The organism is Arthrobacter sp. RT-1, from assembly GCF_003367205.1.
In the GTDB taxonomy this organism is placed as follows: Bacteria; Actinomycetota; Actinomycetes; order Actinomycetales; family Micrococcaceae; genus Arthrobacter.
Genome location: NZ_QRGQ01000009.1, coordinates 145,871 through 161,035 on the forward strand (window position 1 = coordinate 145,871; position 15,165 = coordinate 161,035).

The window sequence follows — 15,165 nt, forward strand, 5'->3', positions numbered from 1 at the left end:
CTAGGCCTTCGCTTTCGTTACGGGCAGGGAAGCAGTGGCGGCGGAAGGAACCTTGATCTCCCCGCGCGCCGCCTTGCCGCCGATGTCGCTGCGGAACTGTGAGCCCTCCAGCTGCACCAGCTCCACGCCGTCGTACGCCCTTTCGCGCGCTTCCACCAGGTCGCTGCCGAGGGCAACGACGGCGAGCACACGGCCTCCGGCGGAGACCACTTTGCCTTCCTCGTCAAAGGCCGTTCCGGCGTGGATTACATGTACACCTTCGAGCGCTTCCACCTTCTTCAGCCCGCGGATCCGGTCGCCGGTGCGGGGAGTGTCCGGGTAGTTTTCGGACGCGACGACGACGGCGACGGCAGATTCCTTCGCCCAGCGCAGCTCCTCTGCCTTGTCCAGTTCGCCCTTGGCGGCTGAGAGCAGCAGGGAACCGAGGGGCGTTTTGAGCCGGGCGAGGACGGCCTGCGTTTCTGGGTCGCCGAAGCGGACGTTGAATTCGATGACGCGGGTGCCGCGGGAGGTCAGGGCGAGTCCTACGAACAGGACGCCCACAAAGGGGGTGCCGCGGCGGGCCATCTCGTTGACGGTGGGCTGGGCCACGCGGTCGATGACCTCCTGGACCAGGCCTTCGGGGGCCCATTCAAGGGGTGTGTAAGCGCCCATGCCGCCGGTGTTGGGGCCTTCGTCGTTGTCAAAGATGCGCTTGAAGTCCTGCGCCGGTGACAGGGCAACCGTGTTGTGCCCGTCGCAGAGCACAAACAGGGAGACTTCCGGCCCGTCCAGGAACTCCTCGATGACCACCGAGCCGCCGGCGTCAAAGCAGGACTGCGCGTGGGCGAGCGCTTCCCCGCGGTTCCTGGTAACCACCACGCCCTTGCCGGCAGCGAGGCCGTCGTCCTTCACCACATAGGGGGCGCCGAAGGTGTCCAGGGCGGAGGCTGCTTCGTCGGCGTTGGTGGCCACCATGGCCATCGCCGTGGGAACTCCAGCCTCTGCCATGATCTCCTTGGCAAACGCTTTGGAGGCTTCCAGCTGGGCGGCGTCCTTGCTGGGCCCGAACACGGGGATTCCGGCATCACGGACGGCGTCGGACACGCCTGCGGCGAGCGGAGCTTCCGGGCCCACCACCACCAGGTCAACGGTGAGCTTGGTGGCGAGCGCGGCCACGGCGTCGGGATCGTTGCCGTTGATGTTGTGCGTGGGGACCAGCTTGCTGATGCCGGCGTTGCCGGGCGCCGCATGGACTTCGGACACGTTGGGGTCGGCGAGCAGGGAGCGGACAATGGCGTGTTCGCGGCCTCCGGGGCCAATGACGAGTACCTTCACAGTCTCCAAGGGTACTTTGTGCACCCTGCCCCCTCCTAAGCTGTGTCCCTTCCAACCTGCAGTGACAATCCGCAGCCCTTCCCGCTCCGAACAACAACCATGAAAAAGCTCCGAAACTGGCTCCAGGGTCCCACCGCTTTGGCCGCACTGGCCGGCGTGGTGGCGGCCGCCGTCGTCCTCGCCGTTGCGGAGCTGATCGGTGCGTTCTTCACCGCGCGGGCCACCCCGCTGTTCGCCTTGGGCTCCACCTTCATCGACTTCACCCCGTCCTGGCTGAAGGATTTCGCCATCGCCACGTTCGGCACGAATGACAAGGCCGCACTGTTTGCGGGCATGGGGTTCACGATCGCCGTGCTCGCGTGTGTCCTGGGCGTCGTGGCCTACCGCAGGTGGGCCCTGGGCGTCCTGGGCGTCCTCTTTATGGGCACGGTTATCGTGGCGAGCGTGGTGACCCGTGCCGGCGTGAATCCGGTGGATGCGCTCCCCAGCGTGCTCGGAACGCTCGCCGGCCTCGTAGCTCTGTGGCGTTTGACGGCGCCTTTGCGGCCCATGAAGGCGTGGCCGGAGGCGCCCGCGGGCAGAGCAAGCGATGAGATGCGTCCGGGAACCAGCCGGCGCCGTTTTTTTGCCGCGGCCGGCATCACCGCGGCGGCCGCCGGGATCGCGGCAATGGGTGGACGGCTCCTCGGTGCCGCACGGAGCAATATTGCCCAGGCGCGGGAGGCCCTCAAGCTGCCGTCTCCGGTCAGCGCCGCACCTGCCGTACCCGCCGGCGTCCAGGCAGCAGTGCCGGGCGTTCCGTCATGGGTAACGCCCAACGGCGACTTCTACCGCATCGATACCGCACTGAGCGTTCCGGAAATCAACGCTGACGACTGGGAACTGCGGGTCCACGGGCTGGTGGAGGAGGAAGTGCGGCTCACCTTCCAGGACCTGCTCGACGCCGACCTGATCGAATCGCACGTAACCCTCACCTGTGTCTCCAACCCCGTGGGCGGCAACCTGGCCGGCAACGCCAAATGGCTGGGCCTGCCCCTCCGCGAAGTCCTCAAACGGGCCCGGCCCACGGACGGTGCGGACATGGTGCTTTCCACGTCCATTGACGGCTTTAGCGCCTCCACGCCCCTGGAAGTGCTCCAGGATGACCGCGACGCCATGCTGGCCATCGGCATGAATGACGAGCCGCTGCCGCTGGAGCACGGCTATCCCGTACGGATGGTGGTTCCGGGGCTGTACGGCTTTGTCTCCGCCACCAAATGGGTGGTTGACCTGGAAGTCACCCGGTTCGCCGACAGCAAGGCCTACTGGACCGAGCGGGGCTGGGCCGAACGCGGCCCCATCAAGACGATGGCACGGGTGGACGTCCCCAAGTCCTTCGCCAAGGTACCGGCCGGACAAGTTGCCGTCGGAGGCACAGCCTGGGCCCAGACCCGCGGCATCACCAAGGTGGAAATCCAGATCGACAACGCAGACTGGGTAGAGGCCGAGCTTTCCACCGAGGCGTCCCTGGTCACCTGGCGCCAGTGGTCCTACCAGTGGGATGCCACCCCCGGCGCCCACTACATCAAGGTCCGGGCCACTGACGGGACCGGCGAGGTGCAGACGGACCAGCGTGCTGATCCTGTTCCCGACGGCGCGTCCGGCTGGCAGTCCGTGATGGTCACGGTGGAGTAGCGCCGGATTCCGAGGGGCGGCCCCTAGACTGGGCAGCATGCCGCACAACCCGCATGCCACCTTCACCGTGGACTCCGCCGTCGAACTGGCCGTGATCGAGCGCAGCGGTTTTGTCGAGTCACGGCACATCGGTTCAGCCGTCCTCTTGTCCGCCGACGGTTCCGTGGTGACCGAACTGGGCGACATCAATACGCCCATCTACGGCAGGTCGGCCCTGAAGCCGTTCCAGGCCCTCGCCGCCATGCAGTCCGGTGTCCCGCTGCGCGGAGCCCAGGTGGCCATCGCGTGCGGCAGCCACACCGGCTCGCTGGACCACATGGACGTAGTGGCCGGGATGCTCAAGGCAGCCGGGGTCCGCGAGGACCAGCTGCAGTGCCCCGAGGCGTGGCCGCAGGACGAGACGGCCCGGAACTGGCTGGTGCGCTCGGAAAAAGGCAAGTCGCGGCTGGCGTTCAACTGTTCAGGCAAGCATGCGGCCTTCCTCTGGGCCTGCACCGAGAACGGCTGGGACACCCACAGCTACCTGGAGCCCAACCATCCCCTGCAGCAGCGGGTCCGCACGGTCATCGAGGAGTACACGGGCGAGAAGATCGCCCACCTGGGCATTGACGGGTGCGGGGCGCCGGTGGCGGCGGTCTCGTTGAAGGGCCTGGCCAGGGGGTTTTCCCAGCTGGCAAAGGCCCCAGGCGACCAGAGTTACAGTGCCCGCGCCGCCACGATCGCAACATCGATGCTGGACTATCCGTGGGCCGTTCAGGGCCGCGGCGAGGCCAACACGCTGGTGATGGATGAGCTGGAGATCATTGCCAAAATCGGGGCGGAAGGCGTCCTGGCCATGGCCACCCCGCAGGGTGTCTCCGTGGCCATCAAGATCCTGGACGGCAACGTCAGGGCCACCTCGCTGGTGGCCCTGACGCTGCTTGCCGCTGCCGGTGCGGTGGAAATCCCCGGTGTTGCCAGCGTCCTGGAAAAAGTGGTGGAACCGGTGATGGGCGGCGGACGGCCGGTGGGCAAGATCCGCCTGGGCCCGGCCGTTTCCGCGCTCCTTGATTGAGGCGCCTTGACTGAGGCGCAGGCTGTGCCTGGCTAAGCCGGCCGCTTCAGCTCCGCGTCCGCAACGGCAGCCTGCCCCGCAGGCGCAGTCCCGTAGGGCGCAGCCTGGTAGGGCCGGCCCAGGGCCCGGTACTCCCAGCCGGACGAGACGTACAGTCCAGAATCCAGGGCATGCCTGCCGTCAACGATCCGGCGGTGCCGCACCAGTCCGCCCAGATAATCCGGGCCGGCGGAGCGGAATTCATCCCACTCGGTCAGGAGTGCCACCACGTCCGCGCCCTCCACGGCCGCGGCCAGGGAGTCAACGTAGTTCAGGTCCGGGTACAGCCGGTGGGCGTTGGCGTTCGCTTCGGGGTCGTACACCGTCACCACCGCCCCTTCCAGGTAGAGCATGCGGGCCACATCCAGGGCAGGGGCGTCCCGCACATCGTCCGAGTTCGGTTTGAACGCCGCGCCCAGTGCCGCCACCCTGACCCCGGCAAGGCTGCCGCCGGCCAGTTCCCGCACCAGGTCCACCGTGCGGACGCGCCGGCGGTTGTTGATGGAGTCCACCTCGCCCAGGAAGCTGACGGCCTGGCCCACGCCCAGCTGCTCAGCACGGTGCTTGAAGGCCCGGATGTCCTTGGGCAGGCAGCCGCCGCCGAACCCCAGGCCCGGCTTGAGGAACCTGCCGCCTATCCGGTCATCCAGGCTCAACGCCTTGGCCAACGTGCTGACGTCGGCGGCGGTGGCCTCGCAGACTTCGGCCATGGCGTTGATGAAGGAAATCTTGGTGGCCAGGAAGGAGTTGGCCGCCACCTTGACGAGTTCCGCCGTCGGCATGTCCGCCACAATCAGCGGTGTGCCGTCCGCCAGCAGCGGCTCAAACGCCCGCCGCAGCATGGACTCGGACCAGGCTGACGCCACACCGAACACCAGCCGATCCGGGTGCAGTGTGTCCTGCACGGCATACCCTTCGCGCAGGAATTCCGGATTCCATGCCACTTCGAGGTCTGCCCCGAGCGGTGAGATGTCCGCCACCATGCCGGCCAGCCGTGCCGCGGTGCCGATGGGCACCGTGGACTTTCCCACCAGCAGTGCTTTCCGGGTGATCCGTGCGGCCAGCCCGGCAAAGGCCGCATCCACGAAGGTCAGGTTGGCAGCTGTCGAGTTGGGCGCCTGGGGTGTTCCGACGCAGATGAAATGCACGTCGCCGAACTGCGCCACCTCATCCAGGTCCGTGGTGAACCTCAGCCGTCCCGAGGCCAGCGCCTCGTGGAGTTTCTCCGGAAGCCCCGGTTCGTAGAACGGCACCTCGCCGGCCGAGAGCCGGGCAATTTTCCGCTCGTCAACGTCGAACCCCAGGACGTCGAAGCCCATGACCGCCATGCAAATGGCATGCGTTGCGCCGAGGTAGCCGGTCCCGATGACCGTGATTTTGGGCGCGTTGAAGGAAGGAAGGTTGTTCATTGGTTTCTCGATTCCGTCTCTAGTGGAGGAGTGAGCAGTCCGCCGGATGGCCGGCGTTGTCCTCTAGCTGGTACAGGGGATGTTGGAGAGGCCCTGTTCCGCCTGCGAGGCTGTGTTGCTGCAGTCGACCACGTTGTCGCGCGCGGGTTTCAGTGAGTAGCCGAGTCCGGGCCCGTTGACTTCCGCGACGTTCCGGCGGAAGACGTTCTCGGTGCCCCAGCCATCAATAATCTCGTGCGTCTGGAACCCGTCCTGGGGTGAGTTCCTGCCGGTGTTTCCTTCGATCCGCCAGCCCCTGCCCTTGACGTCCACCCACGAGTCGGCCTCGGTGATGCCCGAGCCGTCGAAGATGTTCTCCAGCAGGAGCCCGTCCGAGGTTCCTTCCTTGATGTCGATGCTTTCCGCGGTGGTGTCCGAGACGGTGTTGCCGCGGATTTCGTTGCGGTCGCTTTTGTCCGGTTCGCAGGCGCTGACGTCGCACCAGTTGCTCTCCGCCGTTCCGATGTAGATGCCCTCGCCGAACTTGGGTTTCCGGAGGCCGGCGCCGCGGATGGTGTTGCCGGTGACCTTGTTGTCCGAGCTGAACCTGCGCAGGTGGATGGCTTCGTCGCCGGTGTTCTCGACGGTCAGGCCCTGGAACAGGGAGAACGTGGTTTCGTCAGCCATGATCCCTTTTTGCCCGTTCCGGACGGTGAAGCCCTGCACGGTCCAGTAGGACGTCTGGTCCAGGTGGAGCACGTAGCCGTCCTCGGTGCTGCCGCCGTCCAGGACCGCTCCCGGGCCGCCGCAGAGCGTGATCGGCTGGCTTGCCGTCCCGGCCCCGGTTGCCCGGAAGTTGCCGACGTAGACGCCGTCCGCGAGCCGGATCACGGCACCCGGACCGGCTGCTGCCAGCGCTGCGGTCAGTTCGGCCGCCGTCGAGACGGCGGTGCCGGCCGGGCACTCCGCTGGTGCCGCCCCCGGGCCAGGAGGTGGCGCAGCTCCGGGTTCCGTTGCGGCCGGCCTTGATGATGGCAGGGTGCCCCCTTGGGGCGTCTCCTCCTGGAAGCCCATCATGACAAAAACTCCCATCAGTACTGCAACGATCACGACGGCGAGCACGGCCCAGGCGCCCAGCCGGATCCGGCGGCCGGTCACCGCAGCTGCCTCTCGTCGTCGTATGCCACCACTCCCCTGCCCAGGGAGGTGAGCGGGACGTGGTCGGCGTAGGGGCTGCGGATGACGCCCTGGGCGTTCCTTCCCCCCGCGACGGCGGTGATGAGCAGCAGCGCGGCGAGCACGAACCAGATAAACGTCAGGGGCTGGAACACGGACTTGACCACCCTTTCCACGGTGTAGGCGGGGACCCAGGAGAGCTCGTCGTTCTCGCCAAGGATGGCACCGGTTGATGCCTCGGTCCAGATGGCGCTGGACCCGTTGCCGCCCACGGTGTTGCCGGCCACGGACGTTTTATCGACTGCGCCCAGCAGGGTGATGCCGTGGTTGGAGATCCGGTCCAGGGTGTTCGCGCTGACGTCCGCCGTGGCGTCCCTGACGTAGATGCCGGTGTCACCGCCGGTGATGGAATTGCCGCTGACCCGGGCCGTGGAGCCGCCGCCGCGCACCGCGATGGACTGGCGGGCGTTGTCCAGCAGGGTGTTGCCGGTGATGGTGACGCCCTTGGCGCCGTCGGCGGCCACGATCCCCACCTCGTTGGCCTTGACGCGGTTGTCCCTGAGGGCCAGCGACGTGCCGCCGATGACCTCGATGCCGTAGCGCTCGTTGTCTTCGACAGTGCCCCCGGTCACCGTGTTTCCGCCATAGGCGTTCACGGCGGTCCCGACGGCGTTTGGCCCGTCCGCGAGCGGGCGGCCGTCCAGTGATACCCCGTTGCGCCCGTTGGCCACGGCTTTGATGCTGTCCAGCGTGACCCCCTGCGTTGACCGGCCCACGCTGAAGCCGTCCACTGCGTTCCCGGAGGAATCGGTCCGCGTGATGGTGGCGTTGGAGACGAACCGGTGGAGCACCAGCCCGTCCACCAGGCTTCCCGTGATGCTGGTGTCCCGTACGGCGATGTCCCGGGCGTTGGTGACGAAGAGTCCGAAGGCGTTGTTGCGCAGGCGGACGTTCTCGATGCCTGCCGTGACCAGGCTGTAGTCCTGCGCGGATTCCTGCGTCAGGGCTGCCAGTTCCGCTTCCGGAAGGAGGCGGGCGCCGTCGCTTGCCGCCTCCGTCTCCCCCGGAGTCGGCTGTTCATCGCTGAAGGTGCCCACCGCCTCGGTTCCGGTCAGGGACAAGCCGCCGGTGTTGCCGCTCCAGAAACCCAGCTCGGAGATGTCCGAATGGCTGAAGGAGGCGTGGCCGCCCACCACCCTGATGTAGGCGCGGCCGTCCACCGTGGTCCGGTCCGGGCCGCCCTTGGTGCTGTCCCAGCTGGTGACACTGACGCGCGCTGCGTCCGTGCCGCCCAGCGTGAGCGACCCGCCCAGGGCCACCAGGGAGACGAATGACCGGGCACCGCTTTCCAGCCTCAGGTTCAGCGGCCGGGCAGGGTCCGGCGAGGCCAGGGACAGCGTGGCGCCGGCCAGGACCGCGATGGACTCGGACAGCAGGTAGTTCCCGTTGTCCTGCTGACTGTCCAGGGGACGGAAGGCGTTGGGGGCCAGGGCCAGCAGGTCCGCCACTGTGTAGGCCTCGGCCCGCGCGGGCAGGACCAGCGTGTAGCTGGATCCGGTCCTGATCCGGTAGGGGCCCTCCAGTCCTTCCACACGCCAGCGGGCGGCGGAGGCGATGGTGCGCACGTAGACCAGGCGCTCGTCCTCCTGCTCCACCAGCCTGGCCTCGCTGGCGGGATTCCCTGGGTAGAGCCGGCCCTGCACGTTGCCGTTGGCTGCGATCTCGTTCCGGCCCAGGGCTTCGGCCCCGGAACCGTCCTGGATGCTGCCGGCGTAGAGGAAGCCGGCGGTCCCCAGCACGGCGGTGAGGACGGCGGCCGCGATGGGGCGGGCGGCCCTCATGCCGCCACCTCCCCTGTGGAGAAGTTGTCCCCTGTGCTGAGGTTGTCCCCGGTGCTGAGGGTACGGGCGTCCTGGCCGTCCCCGCCCGTCTGGTGGGCGTGGCGGGTGAGCCAGCCCTGCTTGTTCATGGTGGCGAAGGCGTACATCTTGATGGGCAGCGCCACCAGGATCACGGTGACGGCCAGGACCGGGAGAAGCAGGAAGTCCTTGGGGTGCCGCCGGAGGTGCGAGACGCCGCGGATGCCCCGGCCCAGCAGCAGCCAGCAGACCGCGGCCCCGATTCCGAAGGGGGTGGGATCAAGGCGGTGGAAGACCAAGTACACCAGCGTGAGCCCCATGGTGACGGGGGTCAGGAGGATCTGGAGCACGGTCACCTTGGTGACGAACGGAACCTTCCACAGCCAGCCCTTGGCAATGGCGGTGAGGTAGCAGCGGTACGAGTTCCGGCTCCAGCGGACCCGCTGCTTCATGAAGGCCCGGAAGCTGGAAGGGAACATGGACAGCGCCCGCGCGGATGACTGGTGGACCGTTTTGTAGCCGGAGGCCAGCACCAGCCAGGTGAGCCTGCCGTCGTCGCCGGAAATGCAGCGGCGGCCCATGAAGTACTCGTTTTCCAGGTGTTCGATCACGTCCATCACGGCGCTGCGGCGGTAGACGGCGGTCCGGCCCGAGATGCAGGGGACGGCTCCCGCCCGGCCCATGGCCGGCACGTAGTCCAGGTACCTGACGTTGACCAGCCAGTCCGCGATGCGGCGCCAGATGCTGCTATCCCGCTGGTACACGTTCTGGTGGGTGCCGACGGCTCCCACCATCGGGTCTTCGAAGGGCATCTGGACGTTGGCAAGGAGTCCGGGCTGCCACCAGGTGTCCGAGTCGGTGAGCACCAGGATCTCGTGCCGGGCCATCCGCATCCCGACCCCCAGCGCGGACCTCTTGCCCATGTGGTGGAACAGGACGGGGCGGATGGTGTCGTCGCCCAGGGCATTGATCCGGTGGTAGGCGTCGAGGTCCTCGACGTCCAGGACGATGATGATCTCGTCCGGCTTCTGCTGCCGCCACGACTCCAGGGCGCTCATCAGGATGTCCGGGTCCTCGTGGAAGGACGGGACCACTACCGAGGTGGACGTCCGGAAACCGGTCACGATGGGCCGCGCGCGGTGGGAAAGGATGAACCGGTACAGCCAGAGGCCCCAGACAATGACGCCTGCCACGGCGAGTGGGAAGTAGGGGGAAAATTCGGTGTAGAACTCGTTGAGGCTTCGGGCGGTGAAGGCCCCGAAGACGTCGTCGACATCAAGGAATAGGGCAGTCATGGGCAGTCCTTCGCTGGGGTGGATTTCAGTGAGGGAACTGCCGGCGCACGGCCGGCGGCGTGGTCCTTCCCGCCACCGGAGCCGGTAGCGGGGCCCTGTTGCCCCTGCTGAGGGGGCCGGGCTTCTCACTGCTGCCGACTCTGCGATGAGCCTTGTAAGAAGCATGCTTGGCAAATTCTTCTTCCGCCAGCGTGCGCGATACTCTAATTGCCTTTGCCACTACCCGTCTTTTCAGCGGGCCCCTACTCGTGTTTTAAAGGGGCCATACTGAGAATATTTACCGGAAAGAAGCCCGAAACATGGCTGTAGCCCGCCGTCGTATTGACGTGGAGGAAGGTGCAGCGGCGCTGGCCGCCTGGCGGAAAGCTGCCGAACCGCCGTCGGACACTCCCCTGCCGCGGGCCGTCCTGGCCACTGCCGTGCGCTATTCGCTTGAGGAAGTCACCGCCCGGGCTCCGGGGAACTCGGTGGAGGTGCGGGTGCCGCCGTTCGGCGTCACCCAATGCGTGGAGGGGCCACGCCACACCCGCGGCACCCCGCCGAACGTTATTGAGTGCGACGCCGCCACCTGGCTGGCGATGGTGACCGGCCAGCTGGGCTGGGCGGACGCTGTCGCGGCCGGCAGGGTGGCTGCTTCGGGACTGCGCGCGGACCTCTCGGAGCTGCTACCGCTGTAGCTGACTGCCGGTAGCTGACTGCCCGCCGGCTGGCCGCCCCGCCGGCTTGCGCTTGCGCTTTTAGCCGCGGCCGACGAACGGCATGCCCGCGGCGGTCACCACCACCGAGCCCACACTGGCCGTGCCAGGCATGTCCGCCATCATCAGCACCGCGCGGGCCGCATCCGCCACCGGGAACATCGGCTCCACCCGGCGGCTGCCGTCAGCCTGCAGGGCCCCGGAGCCGACGCCGATGGCGTCCATGATGTCGGTGGCCGTGTTGCCGATATCGATCTGGCCGCAGGTGATCCCGAAGCCGCGCCCGTCCAGCTCGATGCTTTTGGTGAGGCCCGTCATCGCGTGCTTGGTCACCGTGTAGGCCACGGTCCGCGGGCGGGGCGAATGTGCGGAAATGGAGCCGTTGTTGATGATCCGCCCGCCCCGGGGTTCCTGTTCCTTCATGGTCCTGACGGCGGCCGCGGCGCACAGCATGGAGCCCGTGAGGTTGACCGCAACGGTGGCGTTCCAGTCGTCCACGCTGATCTCGTCCACGCTGGCTGCCGGGCCGAACACGCCTGCGTTGTTGAAGAGCACGTCCACCCGGCCCCACTGTTGCCACGCGGCTTCGAAAAGCCGCCCGACGTCGTCGGGCCGGGTGACGTCGCACGGCACCACCAGTGCGTCAGGGTGGCCGTCCGCTGTCTCCTGCAGCTGCGCTTCGCGGCGTCCGGCCAGCGCAACGCGGTACCCCCCGGCAAGCATCTGCCGTGCCACTTCCCGCCCGATGCCGGAGCCCGCTCCGGTGACCACTGCGACGCGTCCGGCGGGTTGGGCATTGTTCAAAGCTGTTCTCCTGGAATGTGGTGCTAGAGCGGGGCGGGCACTGCGGTGCTGTTCCGCGGCCAGCCTATGACGGTCTTGGGCCGCGGCGCAGCGTAGGTCCGGACTTTGGAGGTGGAGAGGCGCATACGGACCAGGGATTCGGCGATGGTCACCGCCGACGCCACGCCGTCCACCACGGGGACGCCGGCCCGCTGCCGGATCTGTTCGTCCAGCCCGGCCATGCCTCCGCAGCCGAGCACGATGACCTCGGCCTTGTCCTGCGTGACCGCCAGGAGCGCCTGGTTGATGATAGCCTCCACGGCCCGCTCCGGTTCCTCCTCGAGCTCCAGGACCGCCATGCCGCTGGCCCGCACCGAGGCGCACCGTGCATCCAGCCCGGCGAGCTTGAGCCGGTCCTCGATCAGGGGGACGGTGCGGTCCAGGGTGGTGACCACGGAGTACTTGTGGCCCAGGAACATGGCCGTGCTGGCTGCCGCCTCGGTGATGTCCACCACCGGGACGTCCAGGAGTTCCTGGAGACCTTCACGCCCGTGCTCACCGTAGCCGGCCTGGATGACGGCGTCGTACGGTTCCGGGTAGGAGGTGATGGCGTCCATGACGGCTATCGCTGCGAGGTAGCTTTCGAAGTTCCCCTCGCAGGAGTCGGCGCCGAAGCGGGGTGTCACCCCGATGATCTCGGTGCCGGGGGCCGCAACACTGCGGGCTGAGGCGGCGATGGAATCCGTCATGGAGGCGGTGGTGTTGACGTTTGCTACAAGGATGCGCATGGAAGTCCTTTGGGGTTTGCTGGTGCATTCGTGGCGGGCGCGGATGGGCCGTCAGTGGGTGCTGGCGATCGCGATGGACTCGCCGTCGTGGTCTTCCAGCTTCTGGGTGCGGTCGGCGATGAAGAAGTACACCACTGCGGCAATGCCCGCCGCGAAGAACCAGGCAAACGGAGCTGCGGATGCCAGGGCGGGCACGAATGCGATGAGGAGGGCAAGGACGGCCGCCGGGACCATGGCGATGATCGCCCGGGGGTTGACGCCGTTCTTGTAGAAGTAGGCGCCCTCCGGCGAGGCGGTGTACAGCTCCGGGACGTTGACTTTGCCGCGGCGGATGAGCCAGTAGTCGGCCATGACGACGCCGAACAGCGGGCCGAGCAGGGCGCCGAGGCCGCCGAGGAAGTACACGATGACCAGCGGGTTGTTGTAGAGGTTCCACGGCAGGATGACCAGGCCGATGACGGCGCTGACGATGGCCGCGCGGCGGAAGTTCAGCCGCTTGGGGAACAGGTTGGTCAGGGCGTAGACGGGAGCCACGAAGTTGGCCATCAGGTTCACGGCGATGGTCAGGATCAGCAGTGCCAGGCAGGCCAGCACAAGGAAGAGGGTGTTGGGGATGGTCTGGACGATGTCCGAGGGGCTCTCGATGATGGTGCCGTTGATTTTGAACTGCCCGCCGGCCATCACCACAACGATGGCCCCGAAGACCAGCATGTTGATGGGGATGCCCCAGAAGTTGCCACGGACCACGGCTTTCTTGGAGACGGCGGAGCGGGTGAAGTCGCAGAAGTTCAGGACGAAGGTGCCATAGATGGAAACCCAGAGGGCGCCGCCGGCGAAGATAGTGAGCCACATTTCCGGGCCCTCAAGTGCGTTGTCGGAGGACCAAGCAATGGCGCCGCCGGCCTCGATGAAGATCCAGATGGCGATGGCGGCCATCGTGGCCAGGATGACCGGGCCGGCAAATGCTTCGTACTTGCGGATCATTTCCATGCCGAAGCTGACGATCACCAGCTGGACAACCCAGAGGATGATGAAGGCGATCCAGCCCAGGGTGGACAGCCCCAGGATGGAGTCCTTGTCCATCTCCGCGAGGGCGGGGAACATGGCCACAAGCATCACGCGGAAGACGACGGACGCGAGGTAGGTCTGGATGCCGAACCAGGCCACGGCCACGGCGCCGCGCAGCAGGCTGGCGATTTGTGCGCCCCTGATCCCGAAGCTGATGCGGCTCATCACAGGGAAGGGAACGCCGGTCTTGACGCCCATGAAGCCGGAGAGGTTGAGGAGGCCGAACAGCAGGGCCGCCCCGATGCCGAGTGCCAGGAGGATCTGCCATCCGCCGAGGCCCAACGCGAACAGCCCGATGGCGAAGGCGTAGTTGCCGAGGCTGTGAACGTCATTGGCCCAGAGGGTGAAGATGCTGTAGCCGGACCAGCTGCGGCCGGCGCGCTTGGTGGGGGCGAGATCCACGTTATAAAGGGTGGGGCTGATGCTCTGGCCGGATGCCGTGCTGGCTGATTCGCACAGGGCTTCAACTGGAACGGAGGGGTGTGCGGCGGCAACTGACGACGCTGTCAGGTCTGGGGCCGCGTCAACACCCACCGGTGGAGGGGTCTGCATAAGGGTCTCAATTCTGGGAGGATCCGCGGTGGTGAGACCGGCGCTGGTGGCCGTTTCTGTTATTCCACAATACGGAATCGAGATATTGAATAGTGAAATAAGAGTATGACCTGCGTCACCCGCGGTCAAGGATGGACTGTCACGGACTGCAGTCACAATCGGTTTGCAGGAGCCCTTGCCGCGCAGGAGGCTGCGGGCCCCGCCGTCGATGTTGACCCTCCTGCCATCGTCTCGCTAATCTCATATAGCAAGAATGTTTTCTCACAATACGAAAACATGAGCCATTCGACGTTGAAATGAGGCTCCCGTGGCTGCAGGAGAAGATACCTCCCATATCCTCAGCGGGTTGACTAACCAGCTGCCTGATCGTGATCCGGAAGAGACTGCCGAGTGGGTTGAGTCCCTGGACGCGTTGATCAGGGAACAGGGCACCGAGCGTGCCCAATACATCATGCGGAGCCTGCTGCAGCGCGCGGGCGCGCAGAGTGTCGGGGTGCCGATGGTGACCACCACCGATTACGTGAACACCATCCCGGTGGACCAGGAAGCACCGTTCCCGGGCAACGAGGAATACGAACGCCGCTACCGGGCGTACATGCGGTGGAACGCCGCGGTTATGGTGCACCGGGCGCAGCGGCCCAACATCGGCGTCGGCGGGCACATCTCCACCTACGCGGGAGCTGCGACCCTGTACGAGGTGGGCTTCAACCACTTCTTCCGCGGCAAGGACCACCCCGGCGGCGGGGACCAGGTGTTCTTCCAGGGCCACGCGTCCCCGGGCATGTACGCCCGGGCGTTCATGGAAGGCCGGCTTTCCGAGGAGGACCTGGACGGGTTCCGGCAGGAAAAATCCCGTGAAGGCCACGCCCTGTCCTCCTACCCGCACCCTAGGCTGATGCCCGCGTTCTGGGAATTCCCCACCGTGTCCATGGGCATCGGTCCGATGAACGCGATCTACCAGGCCCAGTCCAACCGGTACCTGCACAACCGGGGCCTGAAAGACACCTCCGACCAGCAGGTTTGGGCGTTCCTGGGCGACGGCGAAATGGACGAGCCCGAATCCCGCGGCCTGCTCCAGCTCGCCGCGAACGAGAACCTGGACAACCTGAACTTCGTCATCAACTGCAACCTCCAGCGCCTGGACGGGCCGGTGCGCGGCAACGGCAAGATCATGCAGGAACTCGAAGCGTTCTTCCGCGGCGCCGGCTGGAACGTCATCAAGGTCGTCTGGGGCCGGGAATGGGATGACCTGCTCACCCGCGACACCGACGGGTCGCTGGTGAAAATCATGAACGAAACCCCCGACGGGGACTACCAGACCTACAAAGCCGAATCCGGCGGGTTCGTCCGCGAACACTTCTTCGGCAAGGACCCCCGCACCAAAGACCTCGTCGCGGACCTCACCGATGACCAGATCTGGAACCTCAAACGCGGCGGCCACGACTACCGCAAGGTCTACGCCGCCTACAAGGCAGCC

At 66.7% G+C, this 15,165-nt stretch carries 11 protein-coding genes and 1 pseudogene; 4 read left to right on the forward strand and 8 right to left on the reverse strand.

Annotation, left to right across the window (positions count from 1 at the left end; translation table 11 throughout):
- A complete protein-coding gene (purD, locus tag DXK94_RS10125) occupies positions 1 to 1,317 on the reverse strand; it encodes a phosphoribosylamine--glycine ligase (protein WP_115524863.1) in 1,317 nt (438 codons plus the stop codon).
- Between the two features lie 99 nt (positions 1,318 to 1,416).
- Between purD and DXK94_RS10130 the strand changes: the two genes are divergently transcribed.
- Entirely contained in the window at positions 1,417 to 2,991 is a 1,575-nt protein-coding gene (locus DXK94_RS10130) for a molybdopterin-dependent oxidoreductase (protein ID WP_115524864.1), read from the forward strand.
- Between the two features lie 37 nt (positions 2,992 to 3,028).
- Complete coding sequence (locus DXK94_RS10135) at positions 3,029 to 4,045, forward strand: asparaginase (RefSeq protein ID WP_115524865.1); 1,017 nt, start codon at positions 3,029 to 3,031, stop codon at positions 4,043 to 4,045.
- Between the two features lie 32 nt (positions 4,046 to 4,077).
- Here the strand turns inward: DXK94_RS10135 and DXK94_RS10140 are convergent, their stop codons facing one another.
- The 4 genes from DXK94_RS10140 to DXK94_RS10155 all read right to left on the reverse strand — a co-directional run bounded on the left by DXK94_RS10140 (position 4,078) and on the right by DXK94_RS10155 (position 9,802).
- The gene (locus DXK94_RS10140) at positions 4,078 to 5,493 is read right to left on the reverse strand and encodes a UDP-glucose/GDP-mannose dehydrogenase family protein (RefSeq protein WP_115524866.1); all 1,416 of its coding nucleotides are present in this window, start codon (positions 5,491 to 5,493) and stop codon (positions 4,078 to 4,080) included.
- Positions 5,494 to 5,556: 63 nt separating this feature from the next.
- Entirely contained in the window at positions 5,557 to 6,630 is a 1,074-nt protein-coding gene (locus DXK94_RS10145) for a right-handed parallel beta-helix repeat-containing protein (RefSeq protein ID WP_258868512.1), read from the reverse strand.
- Positions 6,627 to 8,489 carry a right-handed parallel beta-helix repeat-containing protein gene (locus tag DXK94_RS10150; protein ID WP_115524867.1) on the reverse strand — a complete coding sequence of 621 codons (1,863 nt, stop codon included), beginning with the start codon at positions 8,487 to 8,489 and terminating at the stop codon, positions 6,627 to 6,629. The genes DXK94_RS10145 and DXK94_RS10150 overlap by 4 nt, the downstream gene beginning before the upstream one ends.
- On the reverse strand, positions 8,486 to 9,802 hold the full coding sequence (locus tag DXK94_RS10155) for a glycosyltransferase (RefSeq protein WP_115524868.1): 1,317 nt from the start codon (positions 9,800 to 9,802) through the stop codon (positions 8,486 to 8,488). The genes DXK94_RS10150 and DXK94_RS10155 overlap by 4 nt, the downstream gene beginning before the upstream one ends.
- A 299-nt stretch (positions 9,803 to 10,101) precedes the next feature.
- Here DXK94_RS10155 and DXK94_RS10160 point away from each other — a divergent pair, with 299 nt between their 5' ends.
- Entirely contained in the window at positions 10,102 to 10,479 is a 378-nt protein-coding gene (locus DXK94_RS10160; protein ID WP_115524869.1) for a sterol carrier family protein, read from the forward strand.
- Between the two features lie 60 nt (positions 10,480 to 10,539).
- On the opposite strand, the gene DXK94_RS10165 is transcribed toward DXK94_RS10160, so the two are convergent.
- Genes DXK94_RS10165 through DXK94_RS10175 form a run of 3 tightly spaced genes read right to left on the reverse strand, consistent with a single transcriptional unit; the run spans position 10,540 to position 13,688 of the window.
- Complete coding sequence (locus DXK94_RS10165; RefSeq protein WP_115524870.1) at positions 10,540 to 11,301, reverse strand: SDR family oxidoreductase; 762 nt, start codon at positions 11,299 to 11,301, stop codon at positions 10,540 to 10,542.
- Positions 11,302 to 11,324: 23 nt separating this feature from the next.
- Positions 11,325 to 12,068: an aspartate/glutamate racemase family protein gene (locus tag DXK94_RS10170; RefSeq protein ID WP_115524871.1), complete on the reverse strand. Its 744-nt coding sequence runs from the start codon at positions 12,066 to 12,068 to the stop codon at positions 11,325 to 11,327.
- Positions 12,069 to 12,119: 51 nt separating this feature from the next.
- Complete coding sequence (locus DXK94_RS10175) at positions 12,120 to 13,688, reverse strand: NCS1 family nucleobase:cation symporter-1 (protein WP_115524872.1); 1,569 nt, start codon at positions 13,686 to 13,688, stop codon at positions 12,120 to 12,122.
- 307 nt (positions 13,689 to 13,995) lie between these two features.
- Between DXK94_RS10175 and DXK94_RS10180 the strand changes: the two are divergent.
- Positions 13,996 to 15,165: pseudogene (locus DXK94_RS10180) on the forward strand (pyruvate dehydrogenase (acetyl-transferring), homodimeric type); the annotation flags it as partial.

Excerpts from the sequence above, each read along its gene's own strand:
- DXK94_RS10170 (WP_115524871.1), bottom strand. The coding sequence starts at position 12,068 with ATGCGCATCCTTGTAGCAAACGTCAACACCACCGCCTCCATGACGGAT.
- DXK94_RS10130 (WP_115524864.1), top strand. The coding sequence starts at position 1,417 with ATGAAAAAGCTCCGAAACTGGCTCCAGGGTCCCACCGCTTTGGCCGCA.
- DXK94_RS10175 (WP_115524872.1), bottom strand. The coding sequence starts at position 13,688 with ATGCAGACCCCTCCACCGGTGGGTGTTGACGCGGCCCCAGACCTGACA.
- DXK94_RS10150 (WP_115524867.1), bottom strand. The coding sequence starts at position 8,489 with ATGAGGGCCGCCCGCCCCATCGCGGCCGCCGTCCTCACCGCCGTGCTG.
- DXK94_RS10140 (WP_115524866.1), bottom strand. The coding sequence starts at position 5,493 with ATGAACAACCTTCCTTCCTTCAACGCGCCCAAAATCACGGTCATCGGG.
- DXK94_RS10155 (WP_115524868.1), bottom strand. The coding sequence starts at position 9,802 with ATGACTGCCCTATTCCTTGATGTCGACGACGTCTTCGGGGCCTTCACC.
- DXK94_RS10135 (WP_115524865.1), top strand. The coding sequence starts at position 3,029 with ATGCCGCACAACCCGCATGCCACCTTCACCGTGGACTCCGCCGTCGAA.
- DXK94_RS10160 (WP_115524869.1), top strand. The coding sequence starts at position 10,102 with ATGGCTGTAGCCCGCCGTCGTATTGACGTGGAGGAAGGTGCAGCGGCG.